At 47.4% G+C, this 17,705-nt stretch carries 9 protein-coding genes; 1 reads left to right on the forward strand and 8 read right to left on the reverse strand.

Annotated features, from left to right (window positions below; genetic code table 11):
• Positions 1-18: 18 nt before the first annotated feature.
• The 3 genes from ilvD to AAE250_RS17440 all read right to left on the reverse strand — a co-directional run bounded on the left by ilvD (position 19) and on the right by AAE250_RS17440 (position 5,871).
• Entirely contained in the window at positions 19-1,821 is a 1,803-nt protein-coding gene (gene ilvD, locus AAE250_RS17430) for a dihydroxy-acid dehydratase (protein ID WP_294601289.1), read from the reverse strand.
• A gap of 469 nt (positions 1,822-2,290) precedes the next feature.
• Complete coding sequence (locus tag AAE250_RS17435) at positions 2,291-3,466, reverse strand: 6-bladed beta-propeller (protein WP_294601288.1); 1,176 nt, start codon at positions 3,464-3,466, stop codon at positions 2,291-2,293.
• A gap of 308 nt (positions 3,467-3,774) precedes the next feature.
• On the reverse strand, positions 3,775-5,871 hold the full coding sequence (locus AAE250_RS17440) for a BT4734/BF3469 family protein (protein ID WP_294601287.1): 2,097 nt from the start codon (positions 5,869-5,871) through the stop codon (positions 3,775-3,777).
• A 435-nt stretch (positions 5,872-6,306) separates the two neighbouring features.
• On the opposite strand from AAE250_RS17440, the gene AAE250_RS17445 reads away from it, so the two are divergent.
• Complete coding sequence (locus AAE250_RS17445) at positions 6,307-6,936, forward strand: HU family DNA-binding protein (RefSeq protein WP_294601286.1); 630 nt, start codon at positions 6,307-6,309, stop codon at positions 6,934-6,936.
• Positions 6,937-7,100: 164 nt separating this feature from the next.
• Here the strand turns inward: AAE250_RS17445 and AAE250_RS17450 are convergent, their stop codons facing one another.
• From AAE250_RS17450 to AAE250_RS17470, 5 genes are all read right to left on the reverse strand, one after another.
• On the reverse strand, positions 7,101-8,648 hold the full coding sequence (locus tag AAE250_RS17450) for a Gfo/Idh/MocA family protein (RefSeq protein WP_294601285.1): 1,548 nt from the start codon (positions 8,646-8,648) through the stop codon (positions 7,101-7,103).
• 141 nt (positions 8,649-8,789) lie between these two features.
• A complete protein-coding gene (locus tag AAE250_RS17455) occupies positions 8,790-10,904 on the reverse strand; it encodes a glycoside hydrolase family 2 protein (protein ID WP_294601284.1) in 2,115 nt (704 codons plus the stop codon).
• Between the two features lie 36 nt (positions 10,905-10,940).
• On the reverse strand, positions 10,941-12,056 hold the full coding sequence (locus tag AAE250_RS17460; protein ID WP_294601283.1) for a glycoside hydrolase family 88/105 protein: 1,116 nt from the start codon (positions 12,054-12,056) through the stop codon (positions 10,941-10,943).
• 27 nt (positions 12,057-12,083) lie between these two features.
• A complete protein-coding gene (locus AAE250_RS17465) occupies positions 12,084-13,523 on the reverse strand; it encodes an alpha-L-fucosidase (protein ID WP_294601282.1) in 1,440 nt (479 codons plus the stop codon).
• Between the two features lie 82 nt (positions 13,524-13,605).
• Complete coding sequence (locus tag AAE250_RS17470; RefSeq protein WP_294601281.1) at positions 13,606-17,646, reverse strand: hybrid sensor histidine kinase/response regulator transcription factor; 4,041 nt, start codon at positions 17,644-17,646, stop codon at positions 13,606-13,608.
• Positions 17,647-17,705: the final 59 nt, after the last annotated feature.

Raw genomic sequence — 17,705 nt, forward strand, 5'->3', positions numbered from 1 at the left:
TTATTTCTCAATTTTCAATTAATCAATCAACCTCACAGCTCCCTTATCGGCAGAACTTACCATGCTGGCGTATGCCTTCAGTGCCTTGGACACTTCGCGGTCGCGGGTGACGGGAGTCATCGGGCGTGCTGCCAGTTCTTCGTCTGTCAGCTTCACATTGATGGTGCGCTCCGGAATGTTGATTTCAATGATATCCCCATCCTTAATCTTGCCGATATTGCCACCGGCAGCAGCTTCGGGAGATACATGTCCGATGCTCAGCCCGGAAGTACCGCCGCTGAAACGTCCGTCGGTAATCAGTGCACATTCTTTTCCTAAATGGCGGGATTTGATATAGGAAGTCGGATAAAGCATCTCCTGCATACCCGGGCCGCCTTTCGGACCTTCGTGAGTGATGACGACGACATCGCCACTGACGACCTTTCCTCCCAATATACCGTCGCAAGCCGCTTCTTGTGAATCAAAGACCTTAGCCGGACCGGTAAATTTCCAGATACTCTCGTCCACACCTGCCGTCTTGACGACGCAACCATCCAGGGCAATATTTCCTTTCAGAACAGCCAGACCACCATCCTTACTATAAGCATGTTCCAAGTCGCGGATGCAACCCGTTGCGCGGTCGGTATCCAATTCCTTATAATATGCATCCTGCGAGCCGAGTTCCAGATTGAACTTTCCACCGGCTGCACTGGAGTATTTCTTGATTGCCTTCTTACATACATTCGGGCTGGTGATGTCATATTGGTCTATTTCTTCGGCCAACGTCATTCCGTCCACACGGCGTACCGTGGTGTCTACCAAACCGCCTTTCGCCAGTTCGCTCATGATAGCAACGATACCACCGGCGCGGTTCACATCCTGTACGTGATATTTCTGGGTATTGGGAGCAACTTTGCACAAGCATGGAGTCTTGCGAGACAGCATATCGATATCGTCCATCTTGAAATCAGCTCCGGCTTCGTGAGCCACAGCCAGCAGGTGAAGCACCGTATTGGTAGAGCCACCCATCGCAATGTCCAGCGTCATGGCGTTCAGGAAAGCCTGACGGGTGGCAATGCTGCGCGGAAGTACGCTGTCATCTCCTTCTTCGTAATATTTAGTTGCGTTTTCTACAATCAGTTTGGCAGCATCCTTAAAGAGTTTCTTGCGATTCTCGTGGGTAGCTACAATCGTACCGTTGCCGGGCAGGGCCAGACCAATCGCTTCGTTCAGGCAGTTCATGGAATTGGCGGTAAACATGCCCGAGCAGCATCCGCAAGTAGGACAGGCATGTTGCTCAATCTTGGCAACCTCCTTATCGCTTACACTTTCGTCGGCCGACTTAATCATAGCATCAATCAGATCGAGATGCTGTCCGTTCCACTCGCCGGCCTCCATCGGCCCACCGGAAACAAACACGGTAGGGATATTCAGCCTCATCGCTGCCATCAGCATACCCGGAGTTATCTTGTCGCAATTACTGATGCAAACCATAGCATCTGCTTTGTGGGCATTCACCATATATTCCACGCTATCGGCAATGATGTCTCGGGAAGGCAGTGAATAAAGCATGCCGTCGTGTCCCATAGCGATACCATCGTCAATAGCAATCGTATTGAACTCTGCCGCAAAACAGCCTTGCTTTTCAATCTCCGCCTTTACAAACTGTCCTATCTCATGCAGGTGCACATGACCGGGAACAAACTGCGTGAACGAGTTTACTATAGCGATGATAGGCTTGCCCATCTGTTCTTTCTTCATGCCATTGGCTGCCCATAGAGCACGGGCTCCTGCCATACGGCGACCTTGTGTGCTGAACGAACTACGTAACTGATGCTTCATTTTACAATCTTCTTTTTAATGAAAAAGCCTCCCCCACTACTGTGAGAAAGGCTTAATAATTTATCTTCTAACGTACGAATACATACATAACCTTTCTCACGCTCTTGATGCCACCACCACGACGCGAATAATATGCAGGACTGCCAGGTTAATAGATGTATGTAGATTCATAACTCAATATCTTTATTACTCTTTTTTGTTTTAATTGTGCTGCAAAGGTAAGGGCTTTTTTATAAACTCCAAACAAATTGAAGAAAAAAATGAGATTAAAGCGAATAATCGTAAGAAAACGGCGCTTTAAAATCCGATTTTATCACTTAAACGGTCTGCACTTGACTTATTCGCTATATTCCATTATCTTCCTCAACGGAGCCAGCAGCCTTTCCAATACATTTCTGTCTGCAAGAATGATGTCGGCCGTACCTTTCAGTTCCTGCGAAGCAGAAAGCTGCTTGCCGTAGTTCGTCCACTATTTGAATTTACACAAAACCAAAACATGATTATCTTCTATATTCAATTTTGAAGCAATCTCTTTCAACTCACCACGCAACTTACCTGCTTCATATTGCTCAACCAGAAATTCAGCTTTAAAACGAAATATTGCCTGATTCTTATCAAGCTGCGTATGAAACATCAAAGGGCGAAGTATTTTCTCTGTCAGAATATTAGAGTCATATAATTCATAACGGTGGATTTCCCCTGTTTTACGATTCCAATACAAATAAGGGGCTTCATTCAGAGGTTTATAAGGATCTTCCGGAACATATCTCATTTTAACAACGTAAAACCCCATATAACTATCTGTAAAGAGATCCGCACTAACAACTAATGGCACATCGGAGGAAAAGACTTCAGGCTTTTGAACTGCAACAGGAGTTAATTTATGCTCCTTTGAGATATAAAGAGTATCCAATGCAAAATCACCAATAAATGTTTCATCACCAGCTTTCAGCAAATTAATCATTTCAGAAAGACTAATAGAATATGTACCTCCCTTAACAAATTTCCGCTCTAACTTGGTATTAATAGAGTTCTCAACGTCTATAGGCAAAGGGCTTATTTTTCCGTCCCGCTTACTAATTAAATAATATGGATGTGGATCTAACAGTTTGAAATCACTACGGGACGTAAATTTGTTGTATCCTACCAAATAATCCTTATTATAATTGTATGTTGGGATTAGTAGCAGTCCTTCCTTCTTAATAGGAAAAGAGCGCTTAAAATCTCCATGATAGGTATAGACCAGAATTTTATTACGGACACAGTCATAAACATAGCATTCCTCAGAAAGGAAATCGACAATAAGAATAATTCCTGTAGAATATTCTTCTCCCGAACCTCCTTTTCGATTGAATTTCCAAAGAAACTTTCCGGTTTTCCTATCGAAGAAGAATATGTTACCAAAATAGTTGATTATGATATATTCATCAGACATAGATACCAACCCCATTCCAAGAACAGATTCATCAGTAGTTTCCAATGGGATATACTCAACATCCGCAATCTCGCGTATATCCAATTTTTCTTTAGGATATTCTTTGGACAAATCAAGCACAGGCAAATCGCCGTCTTCACTCTTACCTACAGAACAACTTGTTAAGCAAGTACATATTATCCCCAAAAGGGTAAGTGTCGCTAATTTCATATATGTATAGATTAAGTTTAAAGAGTTTTTAATCGTATATGACACATCTGAATCTCAAAATATACTTGCAATATTAGCAAGATAACATTTTCAGTTAAAGAATGATTCTATAATATCTTTGTTTCTAAGTTGTAACAGCCTCCTGATATCGTCAGAAAACACCATAACAAATGATAATTTCGGTTACAAAGTATTTCTGCAAATTTAACGGAAAACACCAGAAATCCCTTACTCAAAAGCGTTTTATCTTTACTCTAATGACTATGGGATACATCAATCATTCATGCTGTCTTTTTTTACTCACTCCATCACATCCTCACCACCCAATACAGCACCCCCTTATTCGTCCGTTTCGACTTCACCTCATTCTTCTTCAATATCCTCCCGAAACTACATATATTGGTGCTATTCAGCTTTATCTCCCTGTTCCTGCCATGCAGCACCTCCAAAATCTGCATCGGCGAAAGATACTCTCCCGCCTCCCCTTCTTCTGGAGAGCGGAAACAACAATGGAACATCTGCTCCAGAGGACTGACTTGCTCGAACTCGCGGTTCGTCTCTTTCAAGATAGCCTCATCATCATCGTCGAACCAATAACGCTCGCCTTCCAGAACGTCGTGCATCGCCTGGGCATAGAGTTGCTTGTAATTTATCGTAACATTGGTATTGATAGGCGCCTTCACCTCCACACACACAAAGCGACGGCTGCCGCTGGTATCTGTAAGCAAATCTTTATGATTGCTCGTACCGATGAACGATGCATAGCGCCGCATTTCCTGAATACTGCTTCCGTATGGCTTACGAAGATTGGCTACGGGCTTCTGCAACAGATGCTTCAAGAAACCCTGCTGCCGGACGTTGATCTGGTCGAACTCATCAATATTCACCAGTAAGAAGCGGCCCAGATACATTTCCGCATCGCGCTTGCTCTTGAAATCCAGACTGTCCGTATAGCCGAAGCGCAGTTCGGGCGGAAGCAAGATCCGGCAAAAAGTACTTTTGCGATACCCCTGCGCACCGGTCAGCAACGGCGAAGTGCTGTTGGCATGCATCTTGTCGAGCCCGCGCCAATGGGCCACCATGTTCAGGAACCAACGATAGAACAGCTCCCGCCAATGCGGATTGTCGCACGGCACCAAGTCCGCCAGCGCACGGATGCGGTCCTTACCGTCCCAGCGACCTGTGTCGCAAAGGTATTCTTCCACAGGATTGTACAGCGGCACACGATTGGAGGTGAGATAGCGGTTCACATCCCTGTCCCACGCACGGATGCCTTCCTGCAGGGCATCCATCGCCACACTGCTGCGGGCACGCTGATCCATCACCTGGAAATAGAAATGAATGGAGTCGCGCTGCCGATATTCCAGGTCACCCAGCAACTGATTGTAACGAATTTCGTAACGGCGTTCCATAAATTCTTCCAGCTTCAGGCAAGTGGCCTGCTCGGGTGTAAGTATGCTTTTCTTGCCGAAACCTTTACATTCGCGATACAGGTTGCGAAGCGTAGTGCGCACCGTCTGCTCGTCCGCACCGCGATAGAAATGGATCATCACCTGCCGCACCGCCTCTTCTTCGGGGATGCCTGCCTTGAAACATTGCACGCCCAGATGTACCAACAGCGGTTGCAGGTCATCGTCGCGCCGCCACTCCTCCACTTCGTCCAAAGCACGATTCAGGGCTGTTTCAAACAGCAATGTAAAGGTTTGCGAAGTCTCATATCCCGGCTGTAAACGCCGCAACGGGTTCTCCTCCGCCTGCTTGCGTTGCCGAAAAGTCTGTTCGCCGGGCATTGCCAACGGCTGTTCCAGGCAGAAAGATACGGCATCGGGATTATAGTAAGGATGGCTGTCCTGCGTCATTCGGAAACAGTCCGAAGGCGAAGGCGTCTTCAGTTGTATCGAAAAATGCAGGATCGGTTGGTAACATTGCACAGTCATGCGGTAGGCATGGGCATGAAACAGGTTTATTTCTTCCTCTTTCTGAGGCAGGTTCCCATTGGGCAGGGCAAAGCAGACCCATATCTTCACGCTTCGCCCGCTGCTTCCGGTAAGGGCGGCATAAGTCTGGGGCAGAAGCGCCGCCCGTTCTTTCACCAGTTCCACTTCGGCACGCCCGGCAAGTTGCCGGACATCAAGCATCACGATGCCGTTATAGTGCTTCATTTTCCGCTCTCCTCCGGCGGTTCGTCCCCATTCCGTACAGGGACAGACACGTGGCAAGCGGTCGATGTGTTCATAACTACCCCGATCTTCCTTGCCCGCCGTATAGCTAAGCATCGTGCGCAATCCGCTGACGTATTGTCCTTTAGTTTCTGTTTTGATTCGTTCCATAAACGCACCTGCCTCGCAAGTGCTGATTGTTTCTTTTCCGGTGCTTGCATCGGTTCTGAGCAAAGTTACTTTCATTTTGCCGTATTCTTTTGTTAATATTTAATGGATAAGAACTATTTCTTAAGCGGCCGAAAGGTACGGACAAGCCTTCGTATATCCAAACAAAAAGAGGTATTTATCTTCATGAAGAACGCCATTGTGCAGTGTCTGAGATACTTGGATAAAATTAAGAAAAAGAAGGTCATAAACTTGCATTCGCCTTATTATTTTTGTATCTTTGGGTAATGTAAGACTTCGTCCCTCGTACGTGTGCCGAACAGCCCGGCAACGTGTGCCCGGCGGTTCACAAGCCTGTGCCGGACAGCCCCCGCGCGCGGGGCAAAGTCTTACATAAGGCTTTTGGATATTCTGCACGTTTCCTTTCCACATTATGTACAAGTATAACAGAGAAAAAGTACCAGTATCCCGGAACCTAAACCCATGTATTTCAAACTAAAAACAATAAACATTATGGCAGCACAGTATGATTTCAGACCGATGCCGGGCGCTAAAGACGACGGCAAAACACAACTCCTATACCCGCGTATCGTAAACAAGGGTACCATCGACACCGAACGATTGGTGAACGACATCAGCACCATGTCCAGCTTCAGCCCCGGAGACATCGCAGGGTTGCTGGCAGCATTCGAGGAGCGCATCTCTTATTACCTCTCGGAGGGGCACCACGTACAGCTCGGCAACCTGGGCTATTTTTCGGCGGGACTAAGCGCCCGCCCCGTGGAGGACAAGAAGGAGATTCACGCGCAAAGCATTTATTTCGGGAGGGTGAACTTCCGCGTCTCCCCCGCCTTCCGTAAGCGGTGCGCCGGATTCCTGGAGCGCGTACGTCCCGGATACGGATTCCGCCACAGTCAGGAGCTGAGTGGCGCCGAACGTTATCGCCGCTTGATGGCGTATTTGGACACTCATCCCTTCATTACGCGGAAGGATTATAGCGGAATCACCGGACTTTTGAAGAACAAAGCGCTAAATGACCTCAATTTGCTTGTTAATAAAGGTTATTTGGACACGATCGGGAGAGGGTCTCACAAAGTGTACGTTAAGGCTGTAAATAAGGAAGTTACAGAAGAACAGAAGTAAATATTAGAGAAAAAAAGCGTGACGGTAACCATTTACCGTCACGCTACCTACACTACTACCAGCACGGTTTAAACGTTTATTTTTCAGTAGATTACAATCAATAGTGATGGAGTGCTGGTAATAACAACAAAAAAGTAAATTCAGATTAGGTTAGAGAGAATTTATCATTCAGCTTCGGCCCACTCTTTGGAGCCTTGTTTTTTCAGTTCGGCAGTGATGGCTGCTGCTTTCTCCTCGGCAGCTTTTTCTTCTTCGGGACTTGCATAAGCATGCTTGTAACCTTTCACCACATTCCACTCGCCACGGGTGAAGTCGGGGAATGCTACGGCAGCACAGTTATTATCCATGGAAAGCGTGCCAAGTTCCGCCAGGCAGCACCATTCAGCCAGGTCATATACATCCATATCCAACGGCAAACCGTTCTGCAGGCAATATACCAGACGGCAGTCCATAATAAAGTCCATACCGCCGTGGCCGCCTACTTCTTTGGCCATCTCACCGTACTTCTTCAAGATGGGATGCTGATACTTAGCTACAAGCGCTTCCATTTCGGACTTCGGCAGAAAACTGTGGGAACTCAGATTGTCCACCTGCGGTTGCACGCCCGAAGCAGCCAACTGATCGCCGGCAAGAGCATATCCGGATATGGGATATTTATTGGCAAAGCCTTTGGTTCCGGTCAACTGATAGAGACGGTTGTAAGGCTGGGGAGTCATTACATTGTGCTGGATTTCAATCACTTTACCGTTCTCCGTACGAATCATGGTTGTGGTGTGGTCGCCGTTGCGGAAGCTGTTGCAAACGGAGTCTGCTCTTTCTTCCACCAATGCCTTGCCTATCACGGATTTGGTGTCCATAGCTACCAATGTCTTCATGCGGTCGCCACGGTGGATATCGAGCGCTTGTGCCACGGGGCCGAGGCCGTGAGTGGCATATACGTCGCCACGATGACGCATATTGTAGTCCAGACGCCATCCCAGTTTGTCGCTCTCGCCGTTCTTCCAATAGTGATCCCAGAAAGGTTCCAGGTTGTGGATATAAGCGCCTTGTGCACGGATCACTTCACCGAAAACGCCTTGCTGTGCCATGTTCAGGGTGTTCATCTCGAACCAGTCGTAACAGCAGTTCTCCAGAATCATGCAGTGCTTGCGGGTCTTCTCGCTCATATTGATCAAATCCCAGCATTGCTGCAGGTTCATGGCAGAAGGAACTTCGATAGCTACATGCTTGCCGTTCTCCAAAGCACACATGGCTACGGGGAAGTGATGCAACCAGTCGGCAGCGATATAAACCAAGTCGATGTCATCGCGCTTGCAAAGGTCTTCGTACCCCTTCTCGCCCGAATAAATGGCGGCTTTGGGGAGAGACGCTTTCTTTAAAAGTTCCTGGCATTTCTCTGCACGAGACTGCTCGTAGTCACAGAGTGCTACCACCTGCGTACCCGGTATGTGCGTGAAACGCTCCACGGCACCAGGACCGCGCATGCCCAGTCCAACAAATCCTACGCGTACTACTTCCATCTTGGGAGTAGTCAGGCCTAATACGCTCTGCTGTCCGGCCGGACGCTCGGGAGTTTCCACTACAATGGTTCCCTTGTCCCATTGCCACTTCGTACCGTATTCATTGGTTTGCTGGGTGGAAGTCTGACTTTGGGTAGAGCAGGCACCGAACACGATGCAAAGCCCTAACAATAATGATTTAAAGTTCGTCATATTTCTATTAAATTAAAGTTATAATAAAGTTCTTTTTCGTTCTATAGATGCAGAGTATCTTAATTCCCCTCCTCCCGGGAGGAGGAGAATGACAGATAGTATTGCTTATAAAAGTATTATCAACGAAAGTATTAGAAAGTATTACCAACTACCGTGCTCTTTCTTATACTCAAAGAAATCGGCCTCGCGGCTATGCTCTCCGTGATAGTTCCATTCTATTTCGTCCGTGTACTCTTTTCCCTGATAAGAAACGGTAGCCTTCAACACATTCTTGCCATTGTCCAGCACCACTTTGTCGAAGATATAATGTACATCGGTATAGCCCTTTCTTACACCCGTCAGTTCCTGCCCGTTGAGGTACACCTTCGGAGTACCTATGTTGGAATAGACGGTAACGGAAGTTTCTTTTCGCTCGCGATCCGTATTCCGGCGTTGCGTCAGGTAGAGCACCGGTTCCTTGCTCCAGTTCGCCTTATACCAGAAGTAAGAGTCTTTCTTGATTTTGCGGTCGATGGTCATCATGCCTTTCATGTTGCGGGCTTCTACGCTACCCCTTCTCGAAGTAGGTACTGCAAAGTCGAACATATTCCACAGATAAGAAGCGATGATATAAGGATGCTGGGCGATAATGCTCCATTGATACTCGTGCGTCTTGGTCTGGAAAGTCTCCGGATAGAAAGGACTTGTCCAGTTCAAGGCATCGCCCAGAAGCTCCGTCTGATGTTCAATGTTGGCATCGGCGCCATATTCCGTCAGCATCAGGCGCTGCCAGGGGTATTCTTTTTCCATCTTCTCCACCCACGGCTTGATGTCTTGTATCTTCCTTTCGTACCAGCCGAAGTAACGGTTCATACCTTGTATATCGGCATTCTGATTGACGGGATGGTCGGCAGTGCCGTAACCGTTGACCGACACCGTATAGCGGTCGGGGTCTTCGAGTTTGCAAAGGTCGTGAATGGATTGCGTAAGGGCGGCGGTGTAGCCGTGCGGATGGTATACCTCGTTATGAATCCCCCATACGTAGATGGAAGGATGGTTGAAGCTCTGGCGAACCAGTTCGCGCATCTGCTGGTGGGCGTTGTCCCACTCCTGCCCGGTGACGCGGTTCACAAAAGGTATCTCTGCCCAGATGACCAGTCCCAGCGTATCGCAACGGGAATAGAGGTACTCGGACTGCTGGTAGTGTGCAAAGCGAACGGTAGTGGCACCGATATCCATAATCTGAGCCAGGTCGAAATCGTGCTCCTTGTTGGTGAGAGCGCTGCCCAGTCCCCACCAGTCCTGATGGCGGGTTACACCATACATGGGGTATTTCTTTCCGTTCAGGAAGAAGCCCTTGCCTGCCACGGCTTCGTACTTGCGGAGTCCTAACGGCTGAACAACTTCGTCTATCACACGCCCGTTCTGCACAAGACGCGATACGACTTTATACAGGTAAGGATCTTCGCGTCCTTGCCACAAATGGGGATTGCTCAGTGTGAAGTGCGAAGAATAGTTCTGCACACCTTGCGGAGTCAGCTCAAAGGGGCGAACGTCTTTCTTCACCAACTTCCCGTTCCTGTCGTACACGGCATTTTCCAGTTCCAATGAAGCGGGCACCATCGTAGCATTATCTACTTTCACCTTTACGGTTACTTCAGCCGATTTCTTTGAAACATTCTTCTGGGTGATATACACGCCGGAAGAGGCACAGTCGTTCACAACGATGCTGCAAGGTTCCGTCACAACCAGCCATACGGGGCGGTAGATTCCTCCGTAAACGCCAAACAGAATATGATTGGTAGGGATTACATCGGGACGCGCGGTGTTGTCCGCCTTCACTACGATTTCGTTTTCTTCGCCGTACTTCACCTGCGCACCGATCTCGCATACAAAAGCGGAATAGGCTCCTTTATGCGTTCCGGCCAGGTAGCCGTTTATATAGACTTCGGCACATGCGCCCACTCCTTCGAAACGCAGGAAGATGCGTTTGCCTTTCAGGCTTTCGGGGAAAGTGCACTTCTTGCGGTAGTAGCCTACGCCTTCGTAGAAAGCATCGGCTTTCTTTTGCATGTCTTCTGCATTCCAAGTATGGGGAATGGCCACTTCCTGCCAATCGGCGTTCCATTTCTTTGCAGCCTGCATGGCGTCCTTGGAGAACGGGCCTTTCTTAAATTCCCAACCGTCATTGAAAGATGTCACTTCGCGCGCATCCACTCCAGCGGATATGCACAACATCAGCCCAATGACTAATAAAAGTAATGTGTTGTTTCTCATTGTCAGTTGCTCTCTAATTCATTTTTTATTATTCGGTCATTTGCCTGCCATCTTATAGATCTGGCATCCCGATAACAGGAATGCACCTACTCCATAGACTTCGGTCATATCTCGCGTCACCTTACGAGGATCGGCACCTATCGGCTGCACATAGCCCAGTTTGCCATCAGGTTCCACGGCATCTGTCAGTGCTTTCCAGCCCTTCTCGATGACCGGCATAAAGCCGGTTTTGTCGAGCAGTCCCTCGTTCACACCGTATGCAAGCGCATAGACGATGAAACCGGTTGCACTCGTTTCGGGCGACGGATAGGAAGCCGGATCGAGCAAGCTGGCATGCCAATATCCGTCCGGACTCTGCAAACCGGCCACACGGGTAGCCAGTTCTACAAACAAGTCCTGATAGAAAGCGCGTGAAGGTTCGTCCTGAGGAAGAGCCTGCAAGATTTCGGCCAGTCCTCCCAGCACCCAACCGTTGCCGCGTCCCCAAAACACTTTCTTGCCATTGGCTTCCTTCTTGCCGAAGTAACGGCGGTCGCGGTAAAAGAGGTGTTCGTCCTTGTCGTACAAGTAGTCGTAAGTGGCTTTGTACTCCCGGTTCAGGAAATCCAGGTATTTCTTGTCTCCGGTCAGCGCATAAAGTTTGGCATATACAGGGGGAGCCATAAACAATGCGTCGCACCAGGACCAGCGGTCCAGGGTTTCCAATTTGCCATAATCCAGTTCCAAGGTAGTTTCGGCAGGATTCTCCACAATCCAGTTGGCGCGCGCCATGACGGGAGCAATCATCTTCTTATTGCCATATTTCTTGTAAAGGTCGATAAAAGGCTGCCCCACGGCAATAAAATCGGCATGATACATCCACTTTCCTACCTGGAAATGATTGCGCCGCCCGATGCGGAGCAACCATTGGTAATATGAGTCGTCTCCATCTTCCTGCTCGGTGAGTTCCGCCCAGTCCAGCATGCCCATATACAAAGCGGCATGTGTCCAGTCCAAGTCATCGTGCTCCGCTCCTTTATTGGGATTGGCTATCTGCCAGTCGGCCACCCGCTTCATAATGGATTTTATAGCGGGTTTATCAAAGCTTTGCTGTGCGGCAACCTGCGTGACGGTTATTAAGAAGAAAGACAGAAAAAGGAAAAGCTTCTTCATAACATTATATATATTAATAGGTTAGAATCAAGTCAACGCATCACGGTATTTATCCGCAGCACTTGCATTTTCTTCTACTTGCAACTTGATGACAAACGGACCGTCGGGAGTCTTGGCGGGCATATCCACGTTGTACTCGTTGCGGGCGGTTTCAATTACTGCCACTTCTTTTCCGTTCAATACAACCGCTTTTGTAATAGTAGTACCCTTCGGCGTCTTTACTACCAGATGTCTGGAATAAGGAGGATTAAAGACAACCATATACACGTCTTTTCCTTTGCGGGTGTAGTAGCCCCAGGACTGTTTGTCCCAACCGGCATAATCGCAGCCATAAATGCATTCGCCATATTCCTTCATCCACTTGCCGATGGCATCAGCCAGTTCCTTCTCTTCCTGACGGAAATCGCCGTCGGCTTGCGGTCCGAAGTTCACTACCATGTTGCCTCCCATAGAAACAGCATGCACAATGCGCTCCAACACTTCCAGCGGAGTCTTCACATAACTTATAGACCAGTCTTTATGATATCCCCATTGATTTTCGGGCACCGTCATACATGCCTCCCAGTCCCAACGGGTTACTTTCAAATCCTTCACCGGATCGGGCAGACGACGCTCATATCCTGATTCGTAATCGCCCATCAGATGGCCGTTGCTGTCGAAGTGGCGCTTGCCGTAATCGTCGGCGCGCAGGCGGCTGTTAATCGTTACGCCGGGTACCAGTTCCTTCAGCATCTGTTCTGCATGAGCCGTCCACCAGCCGTTCTTCTTGATGCTGGCATCCCAGGTACCGTCGAACCAAAAGTCTTTCACGGTAGGATAGCGGGTGGCAAGTTCTTTCAGCTGATTGTCCGTAAACTCCAGGAAGCGGGCGAAAGCAGCTTCGTCTTCTTCCGACTTGATGTCATAGCGGTAGTCCGGATTGCTCCAGTCCATCACCGAGAAATAGAAATGAACGTCGATTCCTTCGTCATTGTAGGCTTTCACCATTTCGCCCAACAGGTCTTTTTTACAAGGTGTCTGCGCTACTGTATATTTGCTGTATTTACTCGGCCACAAGCAGAAGCCTTCGTGGTGCTTCGTGGTAATCTTCACATACTTCACGCCCATTTTCTTGGCCATCTTTGCCCAGGCTTTGGCGTTGAACTTTTCGGGATTCCATTGTTCCATCAGTTTCATCCATTCGTCCGACGGAACTTTCGCCCACGACTTCAGCCATTCGGCAGCTCCGTTGTATACTTTTCCATTCCACTCTCCGCCGGGGATGGCATAAAGTCCCCAATGTATGAAAGCACCCAATCTATTGTCACGGAATTTCTGCATGGCGGCATCCTGACGTTTTCCTAAACGGTCGGCACCATACTTCAAAGGGATCTCCTGGTCGGCAGGCAATACTTGATGTTGCGTTTGGGCGAATGTACCCACAGACAACAATGAGAGAAAAACGGTTATCTGCAAAATTCTTTTCATGGTATTAAATTTAAAAGTTTCTGCAAAGAACGCCAATTCCCCTCTCTTCGTTTTGCTCAATTTGCCATTTGTTTTATCCAAATCATCCCTCAGCGCTGTTTTTGTGCTTTGCGGCAAAGGAGGTAGGCGTTTCACCGAATACTTTCTTAAACGAATTGGTGAAATAGGCCTGACTTTCGATACCGATCTGCATCATCACTTCCCGCATCGTCATGTTCTCTTCGATAATCAATCGGGCGGCTTTGCGCAGGCGGCAGTTCAACACAAACTCTACAACCGATTTTCCGGTCAGGCTTTTTACTTTTGTGTAAAGTTTGCTCCTACTCATCAACAGTTCTTCGGCTATCAGGTTAACGTCCATTTGCGGCTGGTCCATATTGGCCTCAACAAAAGCAATCAGCTGTTTCAGGAATTTGGTGTCCTGCTCGTTGGAAGCCAGTTCGCTGCTGTCGGCGTAGTAGTTTTTGGCATAGTGCTCCTTCAGCTGCTGCTGGTTTCTGAATATGTTCCGGATGGACAAACGCAGATAAGTAAAATCAATCGGTTTCTCGAAGTAGAGGTCTGCTCCCGAATCTACCCCCTCGATCTTGCTTTCGAGGCTGGTCTTGGCTGTCAGCAGGATGACGGGAATATGCGAGGTGTTCACATCTCCTTTTATGTCATTGCACAAAGAGACTCCGTCTTTATTGGGCATCATGATGTCGCTTATAATCAAGTCAAAGTCTACCTCCCCGATCAGTTTCAGCGCCTCTATCCCATCACCGGCCTGCATCACCTGGAATTCATCGGACAAGGATTCGGCAATCAAGGCCCTCAAGTCCACATTATCTTCCGTAATCAGTATTTTCTTCTTAGTAGAAGGAAGGAACTCTTCCTCTATATCTTTCAGCTCGGCAGATGTAGCCTCTTCACCCGCAGCAGGCGGCACAGTAGCTTCCTGCACGGGTTCCTTCTGCTTCATGAAGTCCGCAGCATCGAAGATACTGCTGTCAAGGGGCAGACAGACAATCATATCCGTACCCATCTCTCGCTCACTATAAATAGAGACAGTACCTTTAGACAGCAATACCAGGCTCTTTACCAGTGCCAGACCGATTCCCGTACCCAGATGGGAATCGGCATTGACCGTATTCACTTTATAGAACCTTTCAAAAACACTGCTTATAGACTCTCGGGATATGCCCACTCCGGTATCACTCACTACAATGGAGAAGACATTATCCACCGTTTCGCCTACTGTATAGCTATCCTTATAGCGGGATACAAAGTCCTTACCGCATCTTGTTTCCAAAAGAATCTTTCCTTTGTCCGGTGTATACTTAAAAGCATTGTTCAGCAGATTCATAACAATCTTCTCGACAACGTTCTTGTCGGCATAAATATCCGCAGGCAGAGTCTCGTCGCATTTTATGCGGAAGTCTATGTTCCGTTGCTCCGCATAGTCTATAAAATCATTGGCTATCTCCTTTACAAAATGGTTGATGTCCAACGGCTGCAATTCCAGCTTCATCATACCGTTCTCCACTGTCCGGAAGTCCATCAGTTCGTTCACCAGATTCAGCAGGCGCTGCACGTTGCCGTTCAGTATCCGGTAATAGTACTCTTTCAGCCCGTCACGCCGCAATTTGTCCAAAGCGGCAAGAATCAGGGAAAGCGGAGTCCGGAAGTCATGCGATATATTGGTAAAGAAACGCAGCTGTGCCTGGTGAATCTGTTCCTTCTTATCTTTCTCGATACTTTCGTGGTAAAGCATCATCTTCAACCTCTTCTTTTCGGAGAAATGGCGGTAGATGGTGAAGGCGATGCCCATCACAACCAATACATAAAAGAGATAAGCAGGCAGGCTGAACCAGGGAGCGGTCTTTCTTATTATCTTTATCACCGTGGGTTTATCGCTCCAAACGCCGTCGTTATTGGCCGCATAAACTTCAAAGTAATAGGTGCCTGCCGGAACTTTTGAGTACATGATGATGCGTTGCTGCGCGTTCGTGGTGATCCAGGAGTTATTGTACCCCTTCAAGCGATATCTGAAACGGTTCTTCTCGGGGATGTGATAGTTATCGGAAGAAAACTGAAAGCCAAAGTTCACCTGGTCATAGCCCAGGACAACGGTAGTAAGCGAGTCATTGAGCACATAGTTGGGATGAACCGACTCATGGTCGATGAAAAAGTCGGAAATAATGGCTTTAGGTTTACAGTCATTATAGGATATCTTCTTTGGATCGATGACGGTAAAGCCGTTCGTACCTCCGAAATACAGCAACCCGTCTTTCCCTTTCATGGATGCCAGCGGGTAATAAACCTGCCCTTGCGTGTTCTCCCTTTTATCGAACTTCATCAGGCGGTTGTCGGCTATATCATAACGGAACAGTCCATCGTCCGTGCCCATCCAGACATTACCATCATCGTAGCAAATACTATAAATGGAATAAATATCCTGCTTCAACTCATCCTTCAACGAGATAAAGCTGGAAGTATTGGTATCAAACTTGATAAGCCCGTTACCAATAGTGCCAATCCAGATGTTACCGGAATCGTCCAGGCAGAAAGTAAACAGCCCCAGATACGTGGAGTCATTGGGAATGATTTTCTCCACGGCATGTGTATTGATGTCCATACGATAAAGCGCTTCATTACTGATGGCCCATAACGTTTTCTCTCCTTGCCGCAGAATATCGAACAAATAGGCATAATCGTGTATGCTATCCAGACTGAAATGGGTAAACGACTTGTCGCGGAAAGAGAAATAAGAGACTTTCGGCGCGGGGTACTGATAAGCCACCCACATCCCCGAATCTCCTTCGAGAATGGTTTTCCGGATATCATTCACCAACAGTGAGTGGGGATTGTCCGGAGAAGACTTGTAATTAGTCACTTTATGCTGCCCGGCGTCATAAACATCCATACCACCCCTGAACGTAGAAACCCACAAGTTATGACCGGCATCTATCACCAACGATTTTACCTTATTGGATGTTTCACAGTTTTTACCGGTAAAGGAACTGAATTCTCCGGTAACTTTGTTCATCCGATTCACGCCGCCTCCTTCCGTAGCTATCCAAAGATAATCCCGCTCCTCGGCAAACGCACTTACCGTAGCGTAATTCAATCCGCTGTTCTGTGTATGATAAGTTTTGAAAGTATTGTCCTCGTTAATGTTCACATAGCATAAGGTTCCGGAGTAAGTACCGATCCAGACATTAGACTGTCTGTCTTCCCATATTTCCCAAACAGAATTGTTGGGTAAACTGAAAGGATCTGTGTCTGAATGCTTGTATTGCGTCAGCTTTCGGCTCGAAGGATTGAGTATATACAAACCGTCTATAGTTCCGAACCAGATATTTTCTTTTTTGTCTACATAGAATGTCCGTAAGGAAGCACCATCATATTCGGGAAGGGGCTCATAATGATCTTCTATCTTGAAAGAAGACAAGTCTATCTTATAGACTCCTTCCCTACTGACAAACACCCATAGTTTTCCCATATATGCCTGGGCAAAACGGATATTCCAATTACCGGAATTTGGCAGTGTCAGACAGAGAACAAACTTATTCTCGGCATAATTATAACGATAGATTTTCCGATTGATAAATGTATATAAGTCTTTATTATGAATGCAAAAGGCCGTATTGCTATAAGTGGGTTCTTTTCCGTCATAGCAGGGAGTATTGAGTTCTCCCGTATTCACATTCAGGATGCTCCATACGTTCTGGTATCTGACCCAGACATTATCCGCTTTATCGACCTCGACGTGTGTAACTGTATCGAAGATTCGTTCAAACCGATCCGAAATCCGTGCGTAACGGTATAGTCCGTTATTCGTATTCACATACAGATAGCCGTAAGAGTCGGATGCCATGTTATTGAAAATCCATCTCTTCGTCGGAGCCATCGAAGCAAAGTAAGGATAGTACTTCTTATAATGATAGCCGTCGAAACGATAGAGTTCATAGTCCATCATAACCCAAATAAAGCCGTCTTTGTCCTGCTCTATCGCCTTCACCCCATCGTAATAGAACCCTCCGTCGGGCGACATAGTCCTGAATTTATATTTTTCAACGGCAGAGGAAACCGGTATAATATAAAAAAGAGTCAGAAAAAGCAGCAAGTATTTGGTTTTCATAAGTTTTCTATCAGATTAAATGAAAAACTGTTTTTACATGTATCTGCAATTTGGATTCA

The sequence above is a fragment of the Bacteroides sp. GD17 genome, assembly GCF_038448625.1.
GTDB lineage: Bacteria > Bacteroidota > Bacteroidia > Bacteroidales > Bacteroidaceae > Bacteroides.